Genomic DNA, 20,569 nt, shown 5'->3' on the forward strand with positions numbered 1-20,569 from the left:
CTGGAAGCCAGGGTCAGGCGCGGATCACCTCAAGGCGATCCCGCCCAGCCTCTGTGATGGCGTTCTCTCCTTCATCGCTGATGCGATAACGTCCTGACACCATTTTGGTAATTGAGAAACGGACCAGCCCGCTTTGGGACAAGGCTTGGCCTGCTTCGAAGCTCATTGCCTGCTCCAGGTCGAAGATCTTGATCTCTCCGATTTTGTAGCGTGCAAACGCGACCAAGGCGTTATCCAGTTCTTGTTGACTGATCGTTGTAGCGACTTCCATTCGACCTCCCAGGTCATGAGAGCCCCGGTCCGTGGGGGTGGAGGCAACGAACCGGGTGGCTTGTTGAAGGCGGACCGTACTATGCAGTCACGGAAGTCGCTACTGGCTTTCCATCCATGCTGGATGGGTAGGCAGCACGACAGCCGCCACACCTACGGTCACTTCAGGAGCCGACGCCGCATGCCCCGCGTCACCTGCCTCGCGGGTAAACCCGCTAAGCCATGCGGCCCTGCTCAGACCATGCTCATCGCCGCACGCAGCGCCAGCAGGTAGGTTTCGACACCAAACCCGCAGATCTGCCCGCGCACCACCTCGGCAAATACCGAGTGATGGCGGAACGGCTCCCTGGCATGGATGTTGGACATGTGCACTTCTACCACCGGCACTTCGATGATGGCCAATGCATCACGAATGCCGTAGCTGTAATGGGTCCAGGCACCGGCATTGATCAGCACCGCATCTACCCGGTCCTCATAGGCCTGATGGATGCGTTCGCACATGGCGCCTTCGAAGTTGCTCTGGAAGCTCTCGACCTGCGCCCCCAGCTCTTCGCCCAGGGCCTGCAACGCCTGGTCGATGTCGGCCAGGGTCGCTGTGCCGTACTGGCGCGGGTCGCGCTTGCCGAACATGTTGTGGTTGATGCCATGCAGCATCAGTACATTGGCGGCCATCGACCTACTCCAGGGGAATCGTCAGCTGATCGATCACCGCGCGTGTGTCGGGCCGCACCCCGCGCCACCAGGCAAACGCCTCGGCGGCCTGCTCCACCAGCATGCCGACGCCATCGGCCAGGCGCGCCTGGCCGTGCGCGCGGGCCAGGCGCAGGAAAGGCGTGAGGCCTTTGCCATAGGCCAGCTCGTAGGCCAAGGCCGCCTCGCCCAGCACATCAGCCGGCAGTGGCGGCAAGTCAGCGGTCAGGCTCGCCGAGGTGGCGTTGACCACGATGTCGAACGATTGCCCTTCCAGCGCTTCGTAGCGGCTGATGCGCAGACGCGGGTGATCGAGCTCGTTACGCAGCGCCAGCGCCTTGGCCATGTCCCGGTTGGCGATCACCAGCTCACATGGCCCCGCCTGCAGGAACGGCAGCAACGCCCCGCGCACCGCGCCGCCAGCGCCCAGCAGCAGCACACGGCGGTTGCGCAGCGGCTCGCCAAGGTTCTGCTCGATGTCCCGCAGCAAACCGATGCCATCGAAGTTCTCGGCGACGATGCGGCCATCCTCCAACTTCAGCGCATTTGCCGCCCGTGCCAGTTGCGCCCGCTCGCTGCGCTGGTCGGCCAGCTCGAAGGCACGCAGCTTGAACGGGGCGGTGATGTTCATGCCCTTCCCGCCTTCGCTACGAAACTGCAGTACCTGGGCTTCGAAATCTTCCAGCGAGCCTTCGATAGCCCCGTATTCCAGCTGCTGGTTGCTGGCCTGGGCGAACAGGCCATGAATCAGCGGGGACTTGGTGTGGTTGATCGGCCGGCCGATCACTGCATAGCGGTCGCTCATCGTGCATCTCCGTGGGTGAACAGTACACCGTCTGCCTGCAGGGCAGTGATTTCTTCGGGGCTGAAGCCAAGCCCGGCGGCCACTTCGGCGTTGTGCTGGCCAAGGTCCGGGGCCACTTGGTGGATGGTGGTGTCGCAGTCGGAAAAGCGGAACGGCAGGTTGGGCAGGCGCAGCGTGCCGTAGCGTGGATGCTGCTGCTCGATGACCATGTTGCGTGCCTGGATCTGCGGATCGGCCAGCACTTCGTCGATGCGTTGGACCTTGGCACTGGGGATGTCGATGGCATCGAGCAACGCGAGGATCTCGGCCACCCGACGCGCGCCGACCCAGTCGCGGACCACCGCCAAAATCGCCTCGCGGTGGGCGTTGCGGCCATTGAGGCTGTGGTAGCGGCGGTCGCTGCCGAACCCGGGCGGGCCGCCGTTGGCTTCGAGCATGGCCGCGAAGCGCTGCCAGGCATCGTCGACCTGGGCAGCGATCACCAGGTCGCCGTCGGCGGCGCGGAACACGCCGTACAGGGTCGAGGTGGGCATGTCGTGGCCGGTCTGTTGGGGCAACACAGTGCCACCGGACAGCGTGTAACACTGCACCGCGTATTCGTGCATCGACACCAGGGTGTCGTACAGCGCCATGTCGATGTGCTGGCCACGGCCACTGCTCACCCGGCCAAGCAGCGCGGCATTGATCGCCGCCACCGCGTGGATGCCGGTGTACATGTCACCCAGGGAAATACGCAGCAGCGGCGGTGCCTCACCCGGCACGCCAACCATCTGCATGATCCCGCTCTTGGCCTCGGCGATCAGGCCGAATCCGGCGCGGTGGGCGTCCGGGCCGGTGTGGCCGTAGGCGGAAATCGAGCAGTACACCAGGCGTGGGTTGCGCGCCGACAGCTCGGCGTAGCCCAGGCCCAGCTTGTCCAAGGCGCCGGGGCGGTAGTTCTCGATGAACACGTCGGCCGAATCGGTCAGGCGCTGCATGAACGCCTTGCCGCGGGGGTCCTTCATGTTGACGCTGACACCCTGCTTGCCCATGTTCAGTTGCAGGAAATAGCCGCTCTGCTGGTCGTCCAGGGTGAACGCATGCTGGCGGCCGGCGTCGCCGCTACCCGGCCGTTCGACCTTGATCACCTCGGCACCCAGCGCGGCCAGGCAGCGCCCCACATAAGGACCGGCGAGGAAGTGGCTGTAGTCGATGACGCGGATACCCGCCAATGGCAATGCCTGGCTCATGCTGCAGCCCTGCGCGGCACCATCAACCGGTGCTCGCCACGTTGCACGACTTCGCCGTGCTGGTTGATCAGCTCCGAAGGCAACACCACGATGCCCCAGCCAGGTCGGCTGTTGCTCGGGCGCATCGCCCCCACCCGCATGCGCACGTGGAGCACGTCGTTGACCTTGATCGGCAGCACGAAGTCCCAGGTCCAGCCTAGCGACATGCCCGGCAGGAAGCGGTACTCGCACTGGGTCTTCAGGCCGTCGGCGATCGACAGCCCGAACAGGCCGTGGGCGACCAGGCAGCCAAAGTGGCTGGCGTTGGCGTAAGCCTCGTCGACATGCACCGGCGTGTGGTCGCCGGTGAGGTCGGCGTAGGCCAGGATGCGTTCGCGGGTCACGGTGTAGGTCGGGCTGATGCACTCGTCACCCTCGCGGGCATCGTCCCAGTACTTTTCAATTACGCTCATGCCTGCACCTCCGCGCGCGGGTCGATGGCCAGTGCCTGGGCTACGCATTTGGCCGGCAGCGCCTGGATGAACTCCACCGCCAGGCCATCAGGCAGGCGTAACCAGTTGCGGCCCTGGGGCATTTCGCTGACCCCAAAGCGTTGGGCAGCGGCCAGCGCCGCTTCCAGGTCCTCACACATGATGCCCAGGTGCGCCATGCGCCCTTCCGGGCCGGTGAAGTCCGGCTGGTGAATGAACTGCAGGCCGCCGAGGGTCCAGTACTGCGCCGGTTGCTCAACGTCACCCTGCACTTCACGCATGCTCATGCCGCACACCTCGCTGAAAAAGCGGATATGCCACTGAATGTCCTGCACCCAGAACGCCACGTGTTCGAGGTAGGCTTTTGGCTGGCTCATGGGGTTTCTCCCTTCTGGTGATCGGCCATGGCGCGCTCGATACCCTTGATGCAGGCCACCAGGGTCGCGTTGACCGGCGTGGCCACGCCATGGCGCTGGCCCCAGCGCACGACGGAGCCGTTGATGAAGTCGATTTCGGTGATCGAGTTTTTTTCCAGGCTCTGCAGCATCGAGGTGCGGAAGCTCGCCGGCAGGCCTTCGGCGGCCAGTGTCCAGGCAGCTTCGGGGCTGGTCAGGCTCAAGCGGATGCCGGCGCGCTCGGCCACGGCGATGGCCTCGGCCACAGCGGCCTTGGCGGTACTTTCCAGTAGCGGCTCGCTGTATAGCTGGCCGTAGCTGAGCATGGTGATGCCGCTCAATGCACCGGTGGCGACGTTGACCAGCAGCTTGTCCCACATGGTGCCGAGGATGTTGTCGCTGACCGTGGTGGCCAGCCCGGCTTGGTTGAACGCTTCGGCGATGGCCTGCACGCGCGGCGTCAGCTGGCCGTCGAGCTCGCCGATGAAAGTCTGTTTGCCGGCCACACCGGCGCGGACCGAGCCCGGCGCGAGCAGCACGCCGCCGACATAGGTCTTGCCAGCCAGCACCCGCTCACGCCCCACCGCCTCGGCCAGGATGTCCTCGTGGCCGAGGCCGTTCTGCAGCGACAGCACCAGCGTCTGCGGCCCGATCAGCGCGACAGCGCCGGCGATGGCCTCGGCGGTGTGAAACGACTTCACCAGCACCACCACCAAATCGGTCACGCCAACGTCTTCGGCTTCAATGGCCGCGTTGACCGGTACATAGCGCTCGCCCCGTTCGTCCTGCACCCGCAGCCCGTGCTGGTTCATCGCCTCGACGTGCGCGCGGCCGCGGTTCAGCAGCCAGGTTTCATGCCCTGCCTCGCTCAGGGCCGCGCCAATGGCGCAACCCAGTGCTCCGGCGCCCAGAATGCAGATTTTCACGTCGCAGACCTCCTGTGATTTGCGATCACCTTATGCAGCAGGGGTTATTTGCGCTATACAATGGCCTCAATACGACTATTGAGAATTGCAATGACGGCTACCCTGGAGGCCCTGCCCGAACCCAAGCTGCTGCAGTTGTTCGACGTGCTTTACCAATGCCGCAGCGTGACCCGCGCCGCCGAACAGCTAGGGCAGAGCCAGCCGACCATCAGCATCTGGCTGGCGCGCCTGCGCGAGCAATTGAACGACCCGCTGTTCGTGCGCACGCCGGGCGGCATGGCCCCTACCCCCCGCGCCGATCAGCTGATAGGGCCGTGCCGCGAGGTGCTGGAATCGCTGCGCCGGCTGACCGCCTGGGAGCCGCAGTTCATCGCCGCCACGGCGCAGCGGCGTTTTCGCCTGTGTGTCAGCGATGCCAGCCATATCACATTGCTGCCAAGCATCCTCAACCATCTGCGCAGCCATGCGCCGGGCATCCGCCTGGAGGCAGCGCGGATCGACGGCAATACCGAGAGCGCGCTGGAATCGGGTGAAGCGGACTTGGCCATCGGCTTCGTGCCCTGGCTGGGAGGGGGGATGTACCAGCAGGTGCTGTTCGAGCAGGACTGGGTGTGCCTGAGCAATCCGCAGCATCCGCGCCTGGGCAATGGCATGAGCCTGGAGCGATATCGGGCCGAGGGGCATGTGCAGATCAGTTTCGGCACCGGGCAGAAGCTGCTGGAAGCGGGATTGGCGCGGGCCGGGATCGAACGGCGGATCATGCTGGAGCTGCCAGCGTTTCTCGGGTTAGGGATGATAATCGGGACTACCGATCTGCTAGGCACCTTGCCGCGGCATATCGGGCAGACACTGGCCGATATGCATGGGCTACAGGTCCATGACTGCCCGTTCGAAGTGGAGGGGTTCACGGTCAAACAGCATTGGCATGCCCGCTATCATCAGGACAATGGAAATCGATGGTTGAGGGACGTCGTGCGCGGATTGTTTCAGCAAGCAAGCCAGGCATGATCCATTCTCGACTTAGATAGCATTACCCTGACAAGGCCCGAATTCTCCAACAAGCCAAGTCACAAGCGACGTTTGGTTAACACATCGGATAAAGCCGCACACGCGCAGGGCTGCTACAGCCTTCAGGCTCGTCTTTGGCGCCAGCAGTGAACCTTCGTGGCTGGTAGGGCTCAGTTGTCCAGAGCGCGTTTGCGACGTCGACAAAGGATTGCCATGGGATATGCCTCCTCCACCGCCCTCCCCCAGGTTCGCATCGAACGTGAATTGAGCCTGCGGGCGGTGCTCACCGGCACGGTGCTGGGCATCTTGCTCACGCCCTCGAATGTGTACGCAGGGCTGAAGATCGGCTGGTCATTCAACATGTCGATCATCGCCTTGCTGATCGGTTTCGCCCTGTGGCAGGGCCTGGTAGGGCGCCGCAACAACCGCTCCGCGTGGACGTTGCACGAAAGCAACATCAACCAGACCGTGGCGTCAGCCGCCGCCTCCATCATCTCCGGCGGGCTGGTCGCGCCGATCCCCGCCTATACCCTGCTCACCGGACACCAACTGGACCCGCTGCCGATGATGGCCTGGGTGTTCTCGGTGAGCTTCCTGGGCATCTGGATCGCCTGGTACCTGCGCCCCGCCCTGCTCAACGACCATGGCCTGAAGTTTCCCGAAGGCATGGCGACCTTGGAAACGCTGCAGCAGATCTACAACCACGGGCGCGAAGCCATGGCGCGGATCAAGGTGCTATGCAGCGCCGCGTTGCTTTCAGCACTGGTCAAATGGGTAGACGGGTTCGTCTGGGCGATACCGCGCTGGGCGCCCACGCCGGCGCTCGAGCGCCTGACCTTCACGGTCGACCCTTCGCTGATGCTGATCGGCTTCGGCAGCATCATCGGCATTCGCGTGGGCGTGACGTTACTGATTGGCGCCGCGCTGGCCTGGGGCGGACTGGCGCCGTGGTTGATCGAACAGGCCTTGGTGGCGCTTGCTCCGAACGCCAGCGGCCCGCAGTTTGCCGCGCTGGTGGAATGGCTGTTGTGGCCTGGCGTGAGCCTGATGGTCTGCGCGACGCTGACTTCATTGTTGGTTCGCCTGTTCCAAGTGCCCCGGCGATCGCCCGCTGAACAGCGAACGCCGCGCGCCAGGATGCGTTTTAGCCCCTGGCCTGCGTCGGGGCTGCTGCTGTCCACGGCGCTGATCATTACCCTGCAGGTGTTGTTGTTTGGCATCGACTGGTGGATGGCGCTGTTGAGCATTCCGTTGGCCGTGTGCCTTGCCGTGGTCGCGGCGCGCGTGGTCGGCGCCACTGGCATCGCACCGATTGGCGCCATCGGCAAGCTGTCGCAGCTCAGCTTCGGCCTGATCGCCCCCGGCCAGGTGGCGATCAACCTGATGAGTGCCAACACGGCGGGTGGCGCGGCCGGGCAATCCACCGACCTGATGAACGACTTCAAGGTTGGCCAGGCGATCGGCGCTACGCCGCACAAACAGCTGATTGCTCAGTGCGTCGGTATTTTCATCGGTAGCGTGGTCGGCGTGCTGGTGTATCGAGTGCTGATTCCCGATCCGCAGGCCTTGTTGCTCACTGAGCAGTGGCCGGCACCGGCAGCGGCGACCTGGAAAGCGGTTGCGCAGACGCTGACCCAGGGGCTGGGGGCGCTGTCCTTGGAGTCGCGCTGGGCGATTGCGACTGGGAGTGCTGTTGGCGTACTGCTGGGGGCACTGGACAGCCTGTTGCCGCAACGGGCAGCCCGCTGGCTGCCGAGTACGGCGGCGCTGGGGTTGGCGTTCATCCTGCCTGCATCGATCAGCCTGATGATGGGGTTTGGTGCCGTAGTGACCTGGCTGGTCAGTTGCCGGTGGCCGAGGGTGACGGAGCGTTTTGCGATTACCGCGGCGGCGGGGTTGATTGCCGGTGAGAGCATCATGGGGGTGGCGGCATCGTTTTGGGAGATGCTTCGTGGGTTCTAGATACTGCCTATCGCCTATAACCCCTCGCCCAGCCCGGGTTGTGCTGGTGGGAAATCGAACCTAGCCCGCGCGGCCCTTCTATCACGTCGTACAAACCAAGCTGTCGCGCGCACCTGTCACAGGCATGACTGGCCCGAAACAAACGTAGGAGCGAGCGTAGCTCGCGATGCGCCGCGCGGGCGGCGCTCGATCTCACAGGCGACGAATCCCTATCGCCAAGACCTCGAAACCCAAACACAGACCCAAGCCTTCAAACACCGGCTGCACCGCCTTGGCCGAGTCCACCCCATGGTCATTGCTCAACAACAGATCACGCCAGGTGCCCTTGGCCAGTTCCAGCGCCTTGAGGTTGGTCGCAAACGCCCCTCTCAGCCGCGTGGGCAGGTGCACCAGCGCATCTTCAAACCATGCCCGAACGAACGGCGAACAACGGTGGCGCGTACAGGAGAATCAGGTAAGCCTTTTGTCATCGCGTCGCGCCTTGATTCACTGGGGCCGCCATAAAACGAAGCAGCGGGACACAAAAAAGCGGCCCTGGGGTATCAGCATTGTTCAAATGATCGTGCCACCTGCACTGGCCTCTTCGCGGGTAAACCCGCTCCTACAAGGGACCGCGCCAAGCCTGAGGCCAGCGCTGCACTTGAGCGGGTTTACCGGCGAAGAGGCCCTCAAGCCTGATCACGGCTGCTGATTCTGGCTCAAAAACTTGTCCACCATCGCCGTGCCTTCCCCCGCATCCCCCGCCACCTGCCACAGCCGCCGCTCGATCCCCTGCGCCAGCAAGTGCCCCACCGCCGCTTCGATCGCCGACAGCACGCACAACTGCGCCGGTTCATTGGTGGTATACCCCACCTCGGCCTCCAGCAGTTTCTTGAACTCGATGAACTTGAACACCCCGGCACTGCGCCCTACCGAGTAGATGGTCTTGCTGGTCATCACGTTGGCCAGCACCTGCCCGGTGCGCACGTCCACGGCGCGCAGGTTAACGGTGACCTGGTCCACCCGGTACTCACGGGAAATGTCGATCCCCAGGTAGCGGGCGCCCTCGCCGCCGCTACGCACGTTGGTGTCGTAGGCAATGATGCCGCCTTCGAGCATCAGGTTGGCGGCTTGCAGCGGTGGCAGCTCGCCCATGATGTTTTCCGCCACATCAGGCTTTTTCTGCGATGCACGGATGATCTTGCGCTCGGTCAGCAGGTTCTGCAGCCCTTCACGCTCCAGCACCACGAACCAGCCGCTGGCACTCAGTGCGTCCATCAACATGCTGGCCGCGCCCTGGGTGACGCTGGTGGAGAACGAACTGGCCGGGGTCGGCTTGTACTGCCCGGTCTGGTCGCGGAAGCCGTACACCACGGCCATCAGCCGGCCTTTGGGCCGTGGCATGTTGATCAGGTCGTAGTAAGTCGAGGCCCGAGGGGTCAGGGTCGGGGTTTCCGAGTCCAGTTCAGCCGACATGGGTTCGCGCAGGCTGCAACCACTTTGCAGGCCCAGGGCGGTGAGGATCAGCAGCGTGCTCAGCAGACGTTTCATGGTGTTCTCTCCCCAACATAAAAGCCCTTCCCTCTCAGGGGTTCAGGCCGCTGACCTCAATGATCGAAATTTCTCCTGTGGCACGATCGGTGACCTTGATGCTCAAGGCCCCGGAATCGTCGATGACGTCGATGAGAAACGCATCGGTCGCCATGCTGCCGGTGTTGCCGTTGCTGATGTTGTCCAGCAACTGCGACAACATCCGCGACTCCAGCTGGTTGCTGAACCGCTCAAGGGCTGTGGTGCCGGTAAAGGCCGAGGCACGGTCCTTGAGGTCCGGGTCGTCGTAGTCGTTCTGCGCCTGGGCGTTGTTCAACAGCCAAGTGCCGTTCAACGGGTTACCGCCAAACGCCGGGTTGACCGGGGTGTACACCAGCTCGGTGGCCTGGGAAGCACAGGCGCTGGCCAGCAGGCAGGCGGCAATGCAACGTGGAATACGGTGGTTCATAGCTCGTCCCTCTCCAAGTCGGTGGTGTCCTGTAGCAGGCGTTGCAGCTTGCGTTGAATGATCTGCTGCTTGACCAGGTCGGCGGCAGCGACGGCCTCGTCTTTGAGCTCGGTGGTGTTCGGTGGCAGGAACCGGCGGTACACCACTTCACGCTCGAACTCCACCGTCACCAGGCTGCCCCAGCGGGCATCCGGGCGTTCGCGTACCACCAGGTTGAAGTCCAGGCGGCTGGTGGCACGCAGGCGGTCGGCGAAGTAGTAGTAAAAGTCGTGGCCAATGTGCGAGATGGTGTTATCGACGATAAAGCCCTGCATCTCGTCTTCGGCACCCGCCTTGGCGCAGGTGGCCACCCCTGCCATCAGCAGCAGGCCTAGGCACAGCGCAGCCAGGCGCTTCATGGCGTATCTCCCGGGCCCGCATTCATCTGCACACCGCGTGCACTTTCGGTAAAGGCCTGCTCGGCGACGAACTGCCAGTCGCTGTAGTGTTCCAGCCCCTCGAACCCGCTCCATTCGGCGCTGAAGCCACTGCGCTTGAAAGGGGTGGCGTCCGAGCGGCTGTAGACGCCAGTGATACGGCCGTCGATCGAGCGCAGCAGGCCCCACTCGTCGCTGTTGCTGATCGGGTCAGGGTAAAGCCTGCGGATGTGCCGTTTGGCCTGCGGGAAGCGGTTGTCCTGTAGCAGGTCGGTCAGATCCTGGGGGTACTGGGCCAGCCCTGGCGAGGCGCGGTAGTAGCTGCGCAAGGCCTGGGCATACTGGCCGCCAACCCACAGCAACTGGCGTTCGCGGTCGCGCTGGGCGGCGCTCGCCCAGATCGTGCCGGTGGCGGCCAGGGCCACGCTGCTGACCGCAATCAGCAGCAGCACACCCAGGTAGGTGAAGCCGCCACTGGCCTTACCATTCAGCGAAGAGGCTGCCATCACGCGCCCTCCCTGTGGCACCGCTCTTGATATCGGCCACGCCGCCGGCCACGCCCTCGGGCGGTGGCACCAGCTGCCAGGCATCGCTGCGCTCGGTGATCGGGTCGACCGGCGTGTTGCGCAGGTAGCGCTGTTCCACCAGCTGTTCCAGTGAATCGGGGTAATGGCCGGTGTCACCGTAGTAGTGGTCCAGCGCCTCGCGCAGCACTGCCAGGCTTTGACGCAGGGTGGCCTCGCGCGAGCTTTCCAGGCTGTTGAAGTAGCGCGGCATGGCAATGGTCATCAGCGTGGCGATGATCGCCATCACCACCAGCAGTTCGATCAGGGTGAAGCCTTTGCTGCGTTTCATGGCTGTCACCATTGCCCGTAAGGGATGTTGTTCAGGCCTTTGCCGCGGGCCCTGGAATACACGTCGAACACGTCTTCGCCTTCGCGCGGGTTGTCTGGGCTGCTGTCATAGGCGCGCAGGCCCCAGCCGCCTTCGTCTTCATCCTTTGCCGCCACCAGCGGGTCGTGCGGGATGCGCCGCAGGAAGTAGAACTTGGCGCCTTTGGCACTGCGCACATCGCGCACGCCCTCTACCAGCACCTGCAGGTTCGGCGGATAGCCACTGCTATCCACGCGCTTCTCGATGTAGCCGGCGTCGAAGGCCCGCTTGTAGGCATCGATGGCGTCGCGAATCTGGTACAGCGCCTCGCGCAGTTGCTGCTCCTTGCCGCGGCGTACCACGGTTTCGGTCAGCGGCGCGGCCATGCTGGCGAGCAGCCCGAGCAGTGCCAGGGTCAGCACCACCTCGATCAGGCTGAAGCCGTGCATGGGGCGCCGGGCTTTCATGGCCGTGGGCTCCCGTTGGTCGGGACGACCGCCATCTGGCTGTCCACGACCGGTGCATCAGTGGCCGGCGCGTTACCGGGCATGTCCATCGGCGGCAGTGGCGCCATCTGGCGCACCTGCATGGCCGACTCGGTGCCAGTGGGAAACTCCATGTCCGACGGGCTCTGGTACGGCAGGTTGCGCACGATGCGCGGGGTGATCGCCAGCACCAGCTCACTCTTGCTCATGTCGTCCTTGTTGCTGCCAAACAGCCGGCCCAGGCCAGGGATGTCGCCAAGGCCAGGGATCTTGTTGCCGCTGGCGTTGTGGTCGTTGCGCACCAGGCCAGCCAGCACCTGGGTTTCGCCATCATGCAGGCGCAGGCTGGTCTGCGCGTTGCGGGTGTCGACCTGAACCGGAATGGTGCCCTGGCGCGTGGCTTCCAGCGGCGTGGCATTACTCACCTCAAGCGCAACCTTGATTGCCACTTCATTGTTCAGGTGCACGGTGGGCTGCACTTCAAGCTTCAGGCCGACGTCCAGGTAGGTGACGCTCTCGGTAATGACCGGGCCTTGGGTCGACGGCACCGAGGTGGCGCTGATGATCGGTACCCGCTGGCCGATGTGGATGCGCGCCTGTTCGCGGTTGCTGACGCGGATCACCGGGCTGGCCAGGGTGTTGATGTCTTTGTCCTGGGCGTTGATCTTGGCCTGCGGGGACGGAGAAATGCTGATGCGGCTGGAGTCGATGCCCCTCAGTTGGTCGAGCACACTGACCGGTTTGCCGTCGTTGCTCAGCACACCAAAGGTGTTGGGCCATTGCAGGCCGAGGTCAAGGATCCGCGAGGTGGCCACTTCCATCACTTCCACCTCCAGCACCACCTCGGGGTTGGACTGGTCCTGCGATTGCAGCAGCTTCTCGGCCATGCGCACGGCGTCCGGGGTGTCGCGCATGGTCAGGGTATTGAGGCGCTCGTCAACGAACACGTCACGGGTCTTGAGCATGGTCTTGACCATGTTCAGCGCGGTGTTGGCATCGATGCTGGTCAGGTAGAAGGTGCGCATGACCAGTTCCTGGTAGTCCTTGGTCTTCTGCGGCGAGTCGGGGTAGACCATCACGGTGTTGTCGTTGACGATCTTCTGGCGCAGCTGGTTTTGCTCCAGCAGCAGCGCTATCGCGTCCTCGATGCGCACCTCGCGCACGAAGATGGTGGCCTTCATGTCCGGGCGCAGGTCCTTGTCGAAGATGAAGTTGATGCCGGCCACCTGCGACAGCACTTCGAAGATGGTCTTCAGGTTGGCATCGCGAAACTCCAGGGTTACCGGCCGCTCGAGCTTGCTGCGCAATTGCGGGTACGGCTGCGCGGTGCGTGCCTGCACGTTTTCGATGTCGCTGCGCAGGGTCATGCCCTTCTGATTCTGCGGGTCCAGACGCAATACTTCGCGCATGTAGCGTTCGGCACCGAACAGGTCGCCCTGGCGCAGCGCTGCCTGGCCAAGCGCGACGCGTTCGTCCAGGGTGCGGATCAGCTCCAGCTGGCGAATGCCTTCCTGGGCACGGCGGTTGTTCGGCTCAAGGGTCAGCACCCGGCCATAGCCCATGCGGGCGTTGGCGAAGTCGTGGCGGACGCGGTCGCTGTCGGCCTGGGTAATCAGGGCCTCGACAGCCGCCTGGCGGCTGTGGGCCAGGGCGATGTTCAGCTCTGTGTCACGCGGGTCGTCGCGCAACGCCTCTTCCAGGCGGGCGATGCCGGCTTCGTACTGGCCCTCCTTCATCAATTGATCGCTGTCCTTGCGTACCGCGCTGGAGCCGCAACCGGCAATGGCCACGCACAGCGCAACGAGCAGAAACGGAGCAGGCTTGCACAGCTTTGACGACATCATGGTGCGCTCCCGACAGACAAGGTCTGCGACTGGTGCAAAGGCAGGTAGACCAGGTTCAGCTCGCTGGCCGATACCCGATCGAGGCGATAGGTGTCTTCGATCACGTCGCCTTGGCGCACGACGTAGAGTTTTTCGCCGCTCTGCAGGAAGACCTGCAGGTCGTCGCGGTCACCCATGCGGCCGATGAATTCAAATGGCAAGGCTGGGGCGGTCGGAGCGGGTGCCAGTACTGGCGCGACGACCACGGGCTGTTCGATGACCGTGGCCAGGGCTTTGGGTTGGGTCCATTGCTGGGTTGGGAACAGGTCGCGGGAAGCCTGCTCCGGCCCTTTCGCGGGCAAGCCCGCTCCCACAATGGGCGCAGCGCTTTCTGTTGCAGGAGCGGGCTTACCCGCGAAGGCCGCGACGCCATCGTCCTGGCCAAACCAATGGTCCGGTGCCCAGGCCAGCGCCGCACTCACGCCGAGGAAGCCGACCCAGATGACTGCACGTTGTGTGTTCATCACGACCTCGACAGGTAAAGGGTCATGCGCAGGCGGGCATTGAGCTCGCTGTCGCCGATGCGTTTGCGTTGCAGCTCAAGGTCTTCCAGTACCAGGGTCGGCAGTTGCTTGAGCAGGCCTTTGATAAAGCCGCGAATCTGCGGGTAGCTGCCGCGCACAGGCAGCACGATCTGATAGCGGGCCAACTGGGTCTTGGGGTCGATGCCCAACGCGTATTCACCACGGGCCAAGCTGATGCGCTCGGCGCTGGCCAGGCGGTACAGACGCTCGATCAGTTCGCTGGCCTGGGGCTGCCCGGGCAGTTGCTGGCGCAGGCTGTCGAGGGCCTGCTGCTCGGGCTGGGCCGCAATCTTCAGCTCACCCCGCTTGACACGCCCTACCTGTACGCTGGCCTGCGCTTCGGTGGCGCGCAGTTCGCGTACGCTTTGCCATTGCGGCAGCACACCGGCACACCCCACACCAATGGCGAGCAGACCTACGGCGACCGCAGCCAGGCCTACCGGGCCGACAACGCGCAGGCGCTCATGGAGGATCAGGCTGCTGAACGATTCAAGGGCGCGCATGGCCGGTCTCCCAGGTGGCAGTGAGGGTGAAGCGCACCGGGTGCTCGGGCCGCGCAGCGAGCACCTCGTGGTTGAGCAACGACACGTCGCTGAGCTCGTCGCTGGCTTCCAGCCGCTGGTGGTACTGCAGCATCGCTTCGAGGTTGCGCGCCTCGGCGGCAATGCGCACCTGGCCCTTGCGCGCATCCGGCGTCAGAGCAAGCAGCGCGACGTCGTCCTGCGGCATGGCTTCAAGCATGGCGAACAGTTGCTGCCAAGGGCGCTGCAGTTGCTGCGACACACTGCGCATCTGTGCCAGGCGCTCAGCCTGCTCCCGGCTGGCAGCGCTGTTTCTGGGTTCGGCGCTGGCCGGGCGGCGGCCCAGTTGCAGTTCCAGGCTATGGACGCTGGCTTCCAGTGCCACTTGCTCGGTCTGCAAGCTTTGCTGCAGCAGCACCAGGCCGGCGACCATGGCGCTGGCAAGGACGAGCAGCGACCAAACCAGCGGTCCGCTGCGCCGTGGCTGAAATTCCAGGTCGAGGCGGCGCATGTCAGGCCACCGCCCGCCACATGGCGCACAGCGGGTCGGCTTCACTGGCCGGCTGGCACAGTTGCACGGCCGCCAGTTGCGGCATGTCGCAGCGACCCGGGGCATGCAGGTACACCCGTGGCAGGTGCTCGCCGTACAGCTCACAGGTACGCTCGATCAGTGCTTGCAGGGCCTGGTCGCTGTCAGCGCAGCCTTGTGCCAGCACTTGCTGCCAGGCACCACCGGCGGCCAGCAGCAATACACTGCGGCGCGGCTCGGCCAGCACGAACAGGAAGTCACCCTGCTCCAGCTGTGACCAGCAGCGGTTGTAGGCAGCCATCAGGTACGGCTGCACCGAGCGCAGGCTCAGGCGGCTTTCCTGGCCCAGTGCCTGCAGCCGTTGCAGCAAGGCTTCGGGCAGTGCCGTGGCGATGCGGGCCGCACCGGCAGGCTCGGGTGACAGCACGATGCGCCAGTCGTCCAACGGCTGCCCGTAGAGGTTTTCGAAGCAAGCACGGGCATAGGCGTCCAGCTCGCGAGGGTGGCCAATGGCGTCACTCCAGGGCACCAGGCAGAAGCGGCTGTAGCGGGCGGACAGCAGCACCCGCAACTGGGCACCCCGCACCGCATGCTCGGCCAACAGCGCAGCAAGTGCATCGACGGCAGCTTCCCAGGCCGATTGGGCGACGTCGCTACTGAACGCACGGCTGCCCAGCCATTGGTGGTGGTTCTTGTGCCAGCGACCCAGGCCGACACCCTCGGCGCCCACTACGGCGCAGTAACGGTCAGATGAATGTGACACGGTTGATCTCCTCAAGGGTGGTGCGGCCATCGCGGACCAGGTCCAGGGCCGAGGCCCGCAGCAGGCGCAGGCCGCGCTGGCAGGCAAGCGTCTTGATCTGCGCCAGCGGGCGGCGCTCGACGATCATTTGCCGCAGGTCGTCATCCAGGTGCAGCAGTTCGGCAATGGCACTGCGGCCGCGGTAGCCACTGCCACGGCACTGCCCGCAACCCTTGACGCGGACGAACGTCCAGCCGGCCACACCCTCGCGGGTCAGGCCTGAGCCATACAGGGTGTCGTCATCGTGTTCGCAGGGCGTGGCGCAGTGCGGGCAGGCTAGGCGAATCAGGCGCTGGGCCAGCACCGCGTTGAGCGCGGAAACGAAGCTGTAGGGGTCGACCTGCATCTGGCTGAAGCGGCCAATCACGTCAAACACGTTGTTGGCGTGGATGGTGGTGAACACCAGGTGGCCGGTGAGCGCCGATTGCACGGCAATCTGGGCCGTGTCGGGGTCACGGATTTCACCGACCAGGATCTTGTCCGGGTCGTGACGCAGGATCGAGCGCAGGCCGCGGGCGAAGGTCAGGCCCTTCTTCTCGTTGACCGGGATCTGCAGCACGCCGGGCAGTTGATACTCGACCGGGTCCTCGATGGTGATGATCTTGTCCACGCCATGGTTGATCTCGCTGATCATGGCGTACAGGGTGGTGGTCTTGCCGCTGCCTGTAGGGCCGGTGACCAGGATCATGCCGTAGGGTTCTGCCGCCAACCGGCGCAGGGCGCGCAAGGTTTCGTCGGCAAAGCCCAAGGCTTGCAGTTGCACGCCGCTGACCCGGTCAGACAAGTCCTGCTTGTCGAGCACCCGCAGCACGGCATCTTCACCGAAGATGCTAGGCATGATCGACACCCGGAAGTCGATTTGCCGGTCGCCCACGGCCACCTTGAAGCGGCCGTCCTGGGGTACGCGTTTTTCGCCGATGTCCAGCTCGGCCATGACCTTGATGCGCGAGATCACCTGGTCGGCGAAGGCGCTGCCACTGGCCTTGCCAGCACCGTTGAGCACGCCGTCGATACGGTACTTGATGGTCAGGCCCTGACCGGTCATGCCCAGGTGGATGTCGCTGGCGTGCAGCTTGAGGGCGTCGTACAGGGTGGAGTTGACCAGCTTGACCACGCGGCTCTGGTCTTCGCTGATACTGGCCAGCGACAGGCGTTGCAGCGGGTCACTTTCGCTGCTGGCTTCGGCGTCGTGGTCAAGGGCATCGACAGCGTGGAAGCTTTCTTCATGACGGGCCAGAAAGGTGGCCAGGTCGGCGGCGTGGGCCAGGTAAAGCGGCGCGCCTTGCAGTACGTCGTCGATCCAGGCCAGGCGGGCGTGGTCGAAGGGGTCGGCGAACACGCCCAGCAGTTGGCCGCCTTGCTCGATCAGCACACATTCGCGCTTGATGCACTGGGCCAAGGCCACCTTGTCGAAGCGTGGGGTGCTGGCCAGCAGGCTGTGGCTGTCGAGTACCGGGTAATGCAGGGTCAGGCCCAGGCGCTGGGTGAAGGTGTCGGGGGTGTCGCAGGCCAGGCGTTCCAGGCAGTCGAGCAGGCGCTCGTCAGTGGCTTGCAGACGGGCCTGGGCCAGCAGTTCGCGGGGGTAGGCGGAAATTTTTGCCGGGTTCTTCGCGGGCATACCCGCTCCCACAGGTACATCACAGGTCTGTGGGCTGCATACATCCTGTGGGAGCGGGCATGCCCGCGAAGACGTCGGTGCAGGCTTTGCAGATTCCGGGGTTGCATCGAATGCTTGTGGCATGGCCTGCGACTCCGCTCAGGGGCGCGTCGCAGGCTGGCTCTACCAGGGGTGCGGGCGCCGCTATTCCCCTGTGAGCAGTTGATCGTCGTCGGGCTCTGGTGGCTTGGCGCCATTACGGCGGCGGTCGGCCAACACCCAGCTTCCATCGTACAACTGCAGGGGGAACGATTCGTTCCTGTTCTGGCGTCGTTCGACGAACCCTTCGGCCGGGTTGTCTGTGGCCCTGCGCCGGCGCTCGATGCCCAGCAGGTCGAAGATCGCACGCGCCAGTTCCATCAGTGGGAACGGCTTGAACAGGACGTGACTCACACCGAGTTCGGCGGCCCGCTCACGCACCTCGACGGTGGGGTGGGCGGTGATCAGCACGAAGTGGCATTGCCTGTTCTTGCGTACAGCCTCCAGAACCTGAAAACCTTCCATGTCGGGCAGGCGGTAATCCAGCACAACTACTTGCGGTGCCAGGCTTTCAGCCTGTTCGATACCACTGGCACCGTCGTGGGCAACATGAACTTCCAGGCCTTGCGCCTGCAGGTACGCTTGCAGGTTCTGCGCAAGAGTCTGTTCGTCATCGACTACCAATACTCTGTTCACCAAGGTCGACTCCCAAATACTGCCCGGTTCCCCGGTCTGCGAAGTACGCCCTTGTAGAGACTTGAGCAGGCTTCGTGCCAGGCGTGAATAGTCATGTTGCACCACTGTAAGTCGCTGATTTTACTAGAGCGCTGGCCAGCAACCGACATACGCTGAGCGGGCGCACCCCACCTGTTCCCCACAAGCGGGGGAAATGATGGCATATTGCCAAGTCTTAATTCCCCAGGATTGGGGCAAGCGCCCTCAACGGTCTCAGTTGGCGATCTCCACTTTAGCGGACTCGCGCAAACGTTGGCGCACGGATTGGCGCGCCTGCGCCTCCCGCTGACCGATGAGCGTTGCCCTGGCCAAGGCCAGGCCTTGTTCGCGTATGACCGATGGATTATCACTTTGGTTCTGCGCTCCTTGCAGTCTCTCCTGGTTGGCATCATAGAATGCCTCCACTTCGCCCTGGCTCGGCGCGTCGACTGCGCTGAGCTGGGCGTACACCTGCTGGGCCGCCATCTCATGCCGGGTGTATTCAGTGTACTGTGCCCTATCGAAGCCTGCCTCTGCCAGCCGCCTTTCGAATAACGCCGGGCTGCCAAATGCCGCCTCCATTTCACCAATCTGCGCCGACACTTGTTCATCGCTGATGGCTATGCCTTGGCGTTGCGCTTCCTGCCACAACAGCTCCTTGTCGATCAGCTCGTCCAGCGCTTGGTCACGCAGGCGTTTGTACAGGCCTGGGTTGCGGATGCTGGTCACCGCCCGACCCTGGGCGTCCAGGTACTCGCTGAAGTAGCGCTCCAGGCGCATCAACCCGATCTCGACACCATTGACTCGCGCCGCCGGCACATCGGCCCAGCTCGCTCTGGTCAGCACCAGCAACAGGCACAACCATACGATACGCATGACAACCTCCGCTCAAGGGCTGACCGGCACTGGCCGGTAGGGGGTGACCGCAGTAAAGCGCGGCCCGGGCAGGGTCACGGCCACCACGTGGGCACCTGCCATGCCCTGGCGGCGACCGGGGCCAAAGCCCAGTGCCGGGGTCAGGCCGGTGGGCACATCGTGCAGGCCTTCGAGCGCAGCAATCAGTTGCTCGCGGCTGGCATCACGACCAATCTGCTTCAGCGCTTCGCTCAACAGGCGCAACGCGCACAGCGTATTGACCTGCAATGACGCCTGGCGCGGGTCCAGGCCCTGACGCTGCTGCAGCCCGGTAAGCGCAGCCATGCCTTGCTCGGTCCAGTCCTCTGGCACGTAGGGATAGGCCAGAAACAGCCGTTGCGACCACTGCGCCGGCAAACGCGCCACAGCGCCGGCCACCTGACTGGAGGCGGCAAACAGGTAAGGCTCGCGGCCGGCCACCTGCAACGCCGTGGCCAACTCGGCAAAGGCCTGGGCGCGGCCAAGAAAGACGATGCCCTGCCCGTCCACGGCCTGGCCGTCGAAAGCCTGGATAGCGGGTGGCGCCCAGCCCTGCTGTCGTAAAAGCTCGCGTACCTGCTCGGCCAAGGCTGCGTGCTCGTTACCGGCAAACACTACACGTAACTCATCCGGGGCCAGGCCCAGCGCTCCACGGGCATGCTCTGCCAGGCTCAGCAACTGCTCGGGCAAGCCGGGTAGCGGGTCGAAGATCTGTTCGCTGCCGCCGCTGCGCGGGGTGCTGCCGACCATCGGCACGTTCTGTGGCGCCAGCAAGGTCGTCAGGCGCTGGTCGAGCATGGGTGCCAATGGCGCGATCAGGGCGAACACCCGCTTTTGCTCAAGCAACTGATGCAAGGCGCGTTCGGCACTGACCGGGTCGGCACCTGGGTCAAGCACGACCAGTTCCACGCGCCGCCCGTGAATGCCGCCTTGCTGATTGAGTTGATCCACGCCGTCTTCCAGCACCGCACGCACTACCTGCCCGGCCTCGGCCAGCGGACCGCTCGCGGGCAGCAGGGTGCCAAGGCGCAGCACACCCTCCTCCACACCAGGGTCGCGTTCTTGGGCCAAGCGCTTGAGATAGGCGGTGAGGTTGCGCTGGTCGGCCAAGGTCAGTTCGAAGCGTGGCATGGCCGGGTCCAGGCGATTGCCTGCCGGGTCGATGCCCTGCTGGATGGCCCGCGCCAGGCTGCTGTCGGTATAGGCCGGGTAACGACGGCCGTTGGCCTCACGCATGCCCTGGCCGAGTGCCAGGCGTTGCCAGTCGAGGCCTGGGGGGCGCACACCGCCTTCGACTCGGCCACGGCCGTCGTTGCCGTGGCAACTGGCGCAAGGCAGCACGCTGGTGGGGACTGTGATGTCGCTGGCGCCTACCCGGGCTTGCAACTGAGCATCGCTACTGGAAACGCCCTCACGGTAAAGGCGTTTGCCAGCTTGTTCGTGATCGGTCAGGTCCAGGGCCAAGGCTGAGGTCGAAGATGCCATGCCAAGCGCGCATGTGAGCCATATCGCAAGCCCTTTCGCGACGCAAAGCCGCGCCCACAAAAGCTGATACCACA

At 64.4% G+C, this 20,569-nt stretch carries 24 protein-coding genes and 1 pseudogene; 2 read left to right on the plus strand and 23 right to left on the minus strand.

Features of this window, described 5'->3' with window-relative positions; translation table 11 throughout:
* Nucleotides 1-13: 13 nt before the first annotated feature.
* The 7 genes from AC3B5Q_RS14715 to AC3B5Q_RS14745 all read right to left on the minus strand — a co-directional run bounded on the left by AC3B5Q_RS14715 (nt 14) and on the right by AC3B5Q_RS14745 (nt 4,785).
* Nucleotides 14-271, minus strand: a complete 258-nt coding sequence (locus AC3B5Q_RS14715; protein WP_021785589.1) for a hypothetical protein — start codon at nt 269-271, stop codon at nt 14-16.
* Between the two features lie 233 nt (nt 272-504).
* Entirely contained in the window at nt 505-942 is a 438-nt protein-coding gene (aroQ, locus tag AC3B5Q_RS14720) for a type II 3-dehydroquinate dehydratase (RefSeq protein ID WP_252460895.1), read from the minus strand.
* 4 nt (nt 943-946) lie between these two features.
* Nucleotides 947-1,765 carry a shikimate dehydrogenase gene (gene aroE / locus AC3B5Q_RS14725; RefSeq protein WP_488392647.1) on the minus strand — a complete coding sequence of 273 codons (819 nt, stop codon included), beginning with the start codon at nt 1,763-1,765 and terminating at the stop codon, nt 947-949.
* Nucleotides 1,762-2,994, minus strand: a complete 1,233-nt coding sequence (locus tag AC3B5Q_RS14730) for a CaiB/BaiF CoA transferase family protein (RefSeq protein WP_101196055.1) — start codon at nt 2,992-2,994, stop codon at nt 1,762-1,764. The genes aroE and AC3B5Q_RS14730 overlap by 4 nt, the downstream gene beginning before the upstream one ends.
* Complete coding sequence (locus tag AC3B5Q_RS14735) at nt 2,991-3,446, minus strand: MaoC family dehydratase (RefSeq protein WP_004576665.1); 456 nt, start codon at nt 3,444-3,446, stop codon at nt 2,991-2,993. Before AC3B5Q_RS14735 ends, AC3B5Q_RS14730 begins: the two co-directional genes overlap by 4 nt.
* Nucleotides 3,443-3,841: a VOC family protein gene (locus AC3B5Q_RS14740; RefSeq protein ID WP_021785592.1), complete on the minus strand. Its 399-nt coding sequence runs from the start codon at nt 3,839-3,841 to the stop codon at nt 3,443-3,445. Before AC3B5Q_RS14740 ends, AC3B5Q_RS14735 begins: the two co-directional genes overlap by 4 nt.
* A complete protein-coding gene (locus tag AC3B5Q_RS14745) occupies nt 3,838-4,785 on the minus strand; it encodes a ketopantoate reductase family protein (RefSeq protein ID WP_488392648.1) in 948 nt (315 codons plus the stop codon). Before AC3B5Q_RS14745 ends, AC3B5Q_RS14740 begins: the two co-directional genes overlap by 4 nt.
* Nucleotides 4,786-4,875: 90 nt before the next feature.
* On the opposite strand from AC3B5Q_RS14745, the gene AC3B5Q_RS14750 reads away from it, so the two are divergent.
* Nucleotides 4,876-5,793, plus strand: a complete 918-nt coding sequence (locus AC3B5Q_RS14750) for a LysR family transcriptional regulator (RefSeq protein ID WP_219811601.1) — start codon at nt 4,876-4,878, stop codon at nt 5,791-5,793.
* Between the two features lie 213 nt (nt 5,794-6,006).
* The gene (locus AC3B5Q_RS14755) at nt 6,007-7,755 is read left to right on the plus strand and encodes an OPT family oligopeptide transporter (RefSeq protein WP_101196052.1); all 1,749 of its coding nucleotides are present in this window, start codon (nt 6,007-6,009) and stop codon (nt 7,753-7,755) included.
* A gap of 192 nt (nt 7,756-7,947) precedes the next feature.
* Here AC3B5Q_RS14755 and AC3B5Q_RS14760 read toward each other — a convergent pair.
* The 16 genes and pseudogenes from AC3B5Q_RS14760 to AC3B5Q_RS14835 form a co-directional block, all read right to left on the minus strand.
* Nucleotides 7,948-8,185, minus strand: a pseudogene (locus AC3B5Q_RS14760) (hypothetical protein).
* 248 nt (nt 8,186-8,433) lie between these two features.
* Complete coding sequence (locus AC3B5Q_RS14765) at nt 8,434-9,285, minus strand: CsgG/HfaB family protein (RefSeq protein WP_021785597.1); 852 nt, start codon at nt 9,283-9,285, stop codon at nt 8,434-8,436.
* Between the two features lie 34 nt (nt 9,286-9,319).
* Nucleotides 9,320-9,733, minus strand: a complete 414-nt coding sequence (locus AC3B5Q_RS14770) for a curli assembly protein CsgF (RefSeq protein WP_021785598.1) — start codon at nt 9,731-9,733, stop codon at nt 9,320-9,322.
* The gene (csgE, locus tag AC3B5Q_RS14775) at nt 9,730-10,131 is read right to left on the minus strand and encodes a curli production assembly/transport protein CsgE (RefSeq protein WP_101196051.1); all 402 of its coding nucleotides are present in this window, start codon (nt 10,129-10,131) and stop codon (nt 9,730-9,732) included. The genes AC3B5Q_RS14770 and csgE overlap by 4 nt, the downstream gene beginning before the upstream one ends.
* Nucleotides 10,128-10,655 carry a type II secretion system protein gene (locus AC3B5Q_RS14780; RefSeq protein WP_021785600.1) on the minus strand — a complete coding sequence of 176 codons (528 nt, stop codon included), beginning with the start codon at nt 10,653-10,655 and terminating at the stop codon, nt 10,128-10,130. The genes csgE and AC3B5Q_RS14780 overlap by 4 nt, the downstream gene beginning before the upstream one ends.
* Nucleotides 10,630-11,004: a type II secretion system protein gene (locus AC3B5Q_RS14785; RefSeq protein WP_003247965.1), complete on the minus strand. Its 375-nt coding sequence runs from the start codon at nt 11,002-11,004 to the stop codon at nt 10,630-10,632. Before AC3B5Q_RS14785 ends, AC3B5Q_RS14780 begins: the two co-directional genes overlap by 26 nt.
* A gap of 5 nt (nt 11,005-11,009) precedes the next feature.
* Entirely contained in the window at nt 11,010-11,489 is a 480-nt protein-coding gene (locus AC3B5Q_RS14790) for a type II secretion system protein (protein ID WP_021785601.1), read from the minus strand.
* The gene (locus tag AC3B5Q_RS14795) at nt 11,486-13,351 is read right to left on the minus strand and encodes a secretin GspD/PilQ domain-containing protein (RefSeq protein WP_021785602.1); all 1,866 of its coding nucleotides are present in this window, start codon (nt 13,349-13,351) and stop codon (nt 11,486-11,488) included. Before AC3B5Q_RS14795 ends, AC3B5Q_RS14790 begins: the two co-directional genes overlap by 4 nt.
* A complete protein-coding gene (locus AC3B5Q_RS14800) occupies nt 13,348-13,854 on the minus strand; it encodes a hypothetical protein (RefSeq protein WP_021785603.1) in 507 nt (168 codons plus the stop codon). The genes AC3B5Q_RS14795 and AC3B5Q_RS14800 overlap by 4 nt, the downstream gene beginning before the upstream one ends.
* Nucleotides 13,854-14,417, minus strand: coding sequence for a GspMb/PilO family protein (locus AC3B5Q_RS14805; protein ID WP_021785604.1), 564 nt, complete (start codon nt 14,415-14,417; stop codon nt 13,854-13,856). The genes AC3B5Q_RS14800 and AC3B5Q_RS14805 overlap by 1 nt, the downstream gene beginning before the upstream one ends.
* A complete protein-coding gene (locus AC3B5Q_RS14810; RefSeq protein WP_021785605.1) occupies nt 14,404-14,946 on the minus strand; it encodes a hypothetical protein in 543 nt (180 codons plus the stop codon). Before AC3B5Q_RS14810 ends, AC3B5Q_RS14805 begins: the two co-directional genes overlap by 14 nt.
* Before the next feature lies 1 nt (nt 14,947).
* Nucleotides 14,948-15,727, minus strand: a complete 780-nt coding sequence (locus AC3B5Q_RS14815) for a hypothetical protein (protein ID WP_021785606.1) — start codon at nt 15,725-15,727, stop codon at nt 14,948-14,950.
* Nucleotides 15,711-17,384, minus strand: a complete 1,674-nt coding sequence (locus AC3B5Q_RS14820; RefSeq protein ID WP_021785607.1) for a GspE/PulE family protein — start codon at nt 17,382-17,384, stop codon at nt 15,711-15,713. The genes AC3B5Q_RS14815 and AC3B5Q_RS14820 overlap by 17 nt, the downstream gene beginning before the upstream one ends.
* Before the next feature lie 183 nt (nt 17,385-17,567).
* Nucleotides 17,568-18,101, minus strand: a complete 534-nt coding sequence (locus AC3B5Q_RS14825; RefSeq protein ID WP_021785608.1) for a response regulator — start codon at nt 18,099-18,101, stop codon at nt 17,568-17,570.
* A 249-nt stretch (nt 18,102-18,350) separates the two neighbouring features.
* Entirely contained in the window at nt 18,351-18,992 is a 642-nt protein-coding gene (locus tag AC3B5Q_RS14830) for a SurA N-terminal domain-containing protein (RefSeq protein WP_101196046.1), read from the minus strand.
* 12 nt (nt 18,993-19,004) lie between these two features.
* Nucleotides 19,005-20,495, minus strand: coding sequence for an ABC transporter substrate-binding protein (locus tag AC3B5Q_RS14835; RefSeq protein WP_325950815.1), 1,491 nt, complete (start codon nt 20,493-20,495; stop codon nt 19,005-19,007).
* Nucleotides 20,496-20,569 lie beyond the last annotated feature (74 nt).

It is taken from the genome of Pseudomonas sp. D5(2026), assembly GCF_057766845.1.

Bases quoted from the DNA above. Each gene is read 5' to 3' on its own strand.
- AC3B5Q_RS14715 (WP_021785589.1), bottom strand. From the start codon at position 271: ATGGAAGTCGCTACAACGATCAGTCAACAAGAACTGGATAACGCCTTG.
- aroQ (WP_252460895.1), bottom strand. From the start codon at position 942: ATGGCCGCCAATGTACTGATGCTGCATGGCATCAACCACAACATGTTC.
- aroE (WP_488392647.1), bottom strand. From the start codon at position 1,765: ATGAGCGACCGCTATGCAGTGATCGGCCGGCCGATCAACCACACCAAG.
- AC3B5Q_RS14730 (WP_101196055.1), bottom strand. From the start codon at position 2,994: ATGAGCCAGGCATTGCCATTGGCGGGTATCCGCGTCATCGACTACAGC.
- AC3B5Q_RS14735 (WP_004576665.1), bottom strand. From the start codon at position 3,446: ATGAGCGTAATTGAAAAGTACTGGGACGATGCCCGCGAGGGTGACGAG.
- AC3B5Q_RS14740 (WP_021785592.1), bottom strand. From the start codon at position 3,841: ATGAGCCAGCCAAAAGCCTACCTCGAACACGTGGCGTTCTGGGTGCAG.
- AC3B5Q_RS14750 (WP_219811601.1), top strand. From the start codon at position 4,876: ATGACGGCTACCCTGGAGGCCCTGCCCGAACCCAAGCTGCTGCAGTTG.
- AC3B5Q_RS14755 (WP_101196052.1), top strand. From the start codon at position 6,007: ATGGGATATGCCTCCTCCACCGCCCTCCCCCAGGTTCGCATCGAACGT.
- AC3B5Q_RS14765 (WP_021785597.1), bottom strand. From the start codon at position 9,285: ATGAAACGTCTGCTGAGCACGCTGCTGATCCTCACCGCCCTGGGCCTG.
- AC3B5Q_RS14770 (WP_021785598.1), bottom strand. From the start codon at position 9,733: ATGAACCACCGTATTCCACGTTGCATTGCCGCCTGCCTGCTGGCCAGC.
- csgE (WP_101196051.1), bottom strand. From the start codon at position 10,131: ATGAAGCGCCTGGCTGCGCTGTGCCTAGGCCTGCTGCTGATGGCAGGG.
- AC3B5Q_RS14780 (WP_021785600.1), bottom strand. From the start codon at position 10,655: ATGGCAGCCTCTTCGCTGAATGGTAAGGCCAGTGGCGGCTTCACCTAC.
- AC3B5Q_RS14785 (WP_003247965.1), bottom strand. From the start codon at position 11,004: ATGAAACGCAGCAAAGGCTTCACCCTGATCGAACTGCTGGTGGTGATG.
- AC3B5Q_RS14790 (WP_021785601.1), bottom strand. From the start codon at position 11,489: ATGAAAGCCCGGCGCCCCATGCACGGCTTCAGCCTGATCGAGGTGGTG.
- AC3B5Q_RS14795 (WP_021785602.1), bottom strand. From the start codon at position 13,351: ATGATGTCGTCAAAGCTGTGCAAGCCTGCTCCGTTTCTGCTCGTTGCG.
- AC3B5Q_RS14800 (WP_021785603.1), bottom strand. From the start codon at position 13,854: ATGAACACACAACGTGCAGTCATCTGGGTCGGCTTCCTCGGCGTGAGT.
- AC3B5Q_RS14805 (WP_021785604.1), bottom strand. From the start codon at position 14,417: ATGCGCGCCCTTGAATCGTTCAGCAGCCTGATCCTCCATGAGCGCCTG.
- AC3B5Q_RS14810 (WP_021785605.1), bottom strand. From the start codon at position 14,946: ATGCGCCGCCTCGACCTGGAATTTCAGCCACGGCGCAGCGGACCGCTG.
- AC3B5Q_RS14820 (WP_021785607.1), bottom strand. From the start codon at position 17,384: ATGCCCGCGAAGAACCCGGCAAAAATTTCCGCCTACCCCCGCGAACTG.
- AC3B5Q_RS14830 (WP_101196046.1), bottom strand. From the start codon at position 18,992: ATGCGTATCGTATGGTTGTGCCTGTTGCTGGTGCTGACCAGAGCGAGC.
- AC3B5Q_RS14835 (WP_325950815.1), bottom strand. From the start codon at position 20,495: ATGGCATCTTCGACCTCAGCCTTGGCCCTGGACCTGACCGATCACGAA.